General features: G+C 59.4%; 3 protein-coding genes and 1 pseudogene. 3 read left to right on the forward strand and 1 reads right to left on the reverse strand.

The window, feature by feature from the left end; translation table 11 throughout:
- The coding region (locus AC1DLB_RS24820) for a helicase HerA-like domain-containing protein (protein ID WP_477785823.1) at positions 1 to 873 on the reverse strand (873 nt) is incomplete at its 3' end.
- A 182-nt stretch (positions 874 to 1055) separates the two neighbouring features.
- Between AC1DLB_RS24820 and AC1DLB_RS24825 the strand changes: the two are divergent.
- The 3 genes and pseudogenes from AC1DLB_RS24825 to AC1DLB_RS24835 all read left to right on the forward strand — a co-directional run.
- A pseudogene (locus tag AC1DLB_RS24825) lies at positions 1056 to 2087 on the forward strand (HAMP domain-containing protein); the annotation flags it as partial.
- A gap of 93 nt (positions 2088 to 2180) precedes the next feature.
- On the forward strand, positions 2181 to 2945 hold the full coding sequence (locus AC1DLB_RS24830; RefSeq protein ID WP_477744554.1) for a methyl-accepting chemotaxis protein: 765 nt from the start codon (positions 2181 to 2183) through the stop codon (positions 2943 to 2945).
- 253 nt (positions 2946 to 3198) lie between these two features.
- The coding region (locus AC1DLB_RS24835; protein WP_477785824.1) for a glycosyltransferase at positions 3199 to 3603 on the forward strand (405 nt) is incomplete at its 3' end.

The raw sequence follows: 3603 nt of genomic DNA on the forward strand, positions 1-3603 counted from the left end.
CACCACTTGTTCCAGACGATCCTGCAACGCCTTGGGCGTACCGGCGAACAACAAGTGCGCCTCGTCGAAAAACAGCGCCAGCAGCGGTTTATCGGCATCGCCGCGTTCCGGCAGTTGCTCGAACAATTCAGCCAGCAACCACAGCAGGAACGTCGCGTAGACCTTCGGCGCTTCGTGCACCAGACGGCTGGCGTCGAGCAAATGGATGCGCCCGCGACCGTCCATCGCCGGTTGCAAAATATCTTCCAGTTGCAGTGCCGGTTCACCGAACAACGCTTCGGCGCCCTGCTGTTCCAGCGTCGCCAAACGGCGCAACAGTGCCTGGCTGGAACCGGTGGTCATCAGTGCCGCGTCATCGCCCAGCAATTCGGGGTTATCGCGCAGATGATTGAGCAGCGCCTTCAAATCCTTCAAATCCAGCAGCAACAGCCCTTCGCGGTCGGCCACCTTGAACGCGGCATAAAGTGCCGACTGCTGACTGTCGGTCAGCTCCAGCAGGCTGCCGAGCAGCAACGGCCCCATTTCGCTCAAGGTGGTGCGCAATGGATGACCGGACTGACCGTGAATATCCCACAGGGTTACCGGATACGCCTGAGGCTTATGGTTCAGCCAGGGCATGCCGGCGATCCGCTCCGCGACCTTGCCTTGAGGGTTACCGGCGGCGCCCAGGCCGCACAAGTCGCCTTTGATATCCGCCGCGAACACCGCCACGCCTGCATCGCTGAACGCTTCGGCCAGGCGCTGCAACGTAACGGTTTTACCGGTCCCGGTAGCGCCCGCTACCAAACCGTGACGGTTCGCCAGGCGCATGGCCTGGGCGATTGGCTGGCCAGCGAGGTCAGCGCCGATAACGAGTTGCGATGAGTCAGGCATTTTGTCACCCATGGTTAATCTTTGATCCTGCATGGCCGATAACAACCGAGAGACCAGACTGAAAATAGCGTCGGTAATTCCCTAAGGAGAGACGGAACTATCAGCTTACTTTCAACACTGCCCAATTTGCGTGCCTTTATAAAAGCACGCCCTGGACATTAAGACCTAGCGGACCCCAAGCCATGAATAAAAACCTGCGCTTCAGCCATAAAATACTGCTTGCCGCCGCCCTGATCGTTATCGCCGCATTCGCTTCGTTCACACTGTACAACGACTATTTGYAGCGCAATGCGATACGCCGCGACCTGGACAACTACCTGCAAGAAATGGGTAACGTCACCGCCAAGAACATTCAGACCTGGCTGGCGGGTCGTAGCCTGTTGATCGAAAACCTGTCACAGACCGTTGCCCTGAACGCCGAGACCGACAACGTCGCCAAACTGCTGGAACAGAAGGCTGTCACATCGACCTTCATGGGTGCCTACCTGGGCAACAAGGATGGCACCTTCATTATCCGTCCGGACAGCAAGATGCCCGACGGCTATGACCCTCGCGTCCGCCCTTGGTACAAGAGCGCGCAAAGCACCAGCGGGTCAGCCTTGACCGAACCTTACATCGACCTGGCGTCTGGCCAGTTGGTGATTTCCATCGTCGACAGCGTTCTCAAGGACGGTCAGAACATCGGTGTGGTCGGTGGCGACCTGAGCCTGCAAGCGATCACCGACAGCCTCAACGCGCTGGACTTCGACGGCATGGGCTATGCGTTCCTGGTCAGCGCCGACGGCAAGATCCTGGTCCACCCGGACAAAACGCTGGCGATGAAAAACCTCAAGGACGTCTACCCACAAGACACGCCCGTCATCGGTAATAAGCCGAGCGAGATCGAAGTCGACGGCAAAACCCGCATCGTGACCTTCACCCCGATCAAGGGACTGTCCTCGGTCAACTGGTACATCGGCCTGTCGGTGGACAAGGACAAAGCCTTCTCCATGCTCAGCGAATTCCGCACCTCGGCGATCATCGCGACCCTGATTGCAGTGGCCATCATCATTGGCTTGCTGGGCATGCTGATCCGCCTGCTGATCCAGCCGCTGCACGTGATGACCCGCGCCATGGAAGACATCGCCGACGGTGAAGGCGACCTGACCAAACGCCTGACCATCCAGAATCAGGACGAATTCGGCGTCCTTGGCACGGCGTTCAATCGTTTCGTGGAGCGAATTCATACATCGATCCGCGAAGTGTCCTCGGCCACCGGCCAGGTCAACGAAGTGGCCTTGCGGGTGGTGGCGGCCTCGAACTCGTCGATGTTCAACTCCGACCAGCAAGCTTCGCGCACCAACAGCGTCGCCGCGGCCATCAACCAGCTCGGCGCCGCGGCTCAGGAAATCGCCCGTAACGCCGCCCAGGCATCGAATCAGGCCAGCGATGCCCGCAGCCTGGCCGAAGACGGCCAGCAAGTGGTGGATCGCAGCATTGCCGCGATGAATCAGCTGTCGAGCATGCTCAGCGCTTCGAGCACCAACATCGAATCGCTGAACAGCAAAACCGTGAACATCGGGCAGATTCTCGAAGTGATCACCAGCATTTCCCAGCAAACCAACCTGCTGGCGCTCAACGCCGCCATCGAAGCAGCGCGGGCCGGTGAAGCCGGGCGCGGTTTTGCCGTGGTGGCCGACGAGGTACGCAACCTGGCGCACCGCACACAGGAGTCGGCGCAACAGGTGCAGACCATGATCGAGGAGCTGCAAGTCGGCGCCCGTGAATCCGTCAGCACCATGAGCGACAGCCAGCGCCACAGCCAGGACAGCGTGGAAATCGCCAACCTGGCGGGCGAGCGCCTGAACAGCGTGACGTTGCGCATCGGCGAAATCGACGGCATGAACCAGTCGGTGGCCACGGCGACCGAGGAACAGACGGCAGTGGTGGAGTCGATCAATGTGGACATCACCGAGATCAACACGCTGAACCAGGAAGGCGTGGAAAACCTGCAATCGACCCTGCGGGCGTGCTCGGACCTTGAGCAGCAGGCCTCGCGCTTGAAGCAATTGGTGGGCAGTTTCCGTATCTAGCGTCTGTTCACAGACACCGTGGCGWGGGAGCTTGCTCCCGCTGGGTCGCAAAGCGACCCAAAAATCGGGATTGAAGGTGTGTCAGATTGAACACACCAGCTGATTTTACGACTGCTTCGCAGCCGAGCGGGAGCACGCTCCCTCGCCACACAACAGTCCAAAGCCCTCGGCATCGCCGCAAAACCCAACCGAACATCTATCCTTCATATAGGTCAACCAAAGGGAGCACATCGAACCCGGAGGGATGTTCATCGTGCATATCGCTGACATAACCATGTTCTACGCCCCTGCCAGCGGTGGCGTGCGCACGTATCTGGATGCCAAGCACCGTCGTTTGGGCATCAAACCCGGCATTTGCCATAGCCTGCTGATCCCAGGGGCGCATTTGAGTGAACAGGATGGTGTCTATACGGTTCCGGCCCCCGCCCTRCCCTTCGGCAAGGGTTATCGCTTCCCCCTCCGTCTCGGGCCGTGGCGCAATGTTCTGCGAGATTTACAACCCGATCTGATTGAAGTCGGCGACCCTTACCTGACCGCCTGGGCCGCTTTGGACGCCAAGCGCCAACTCGATGTGCCGGTAATCGGTTTTTATCACTCCGACCTGCCGATGCTGGTCAGCAATCGCATGGGCAACTGGGTTACACCCAATGTCGAGGCT

It is taken from the genome of Pseudomonas sp. 05N434, assembly GCF_056396965.1.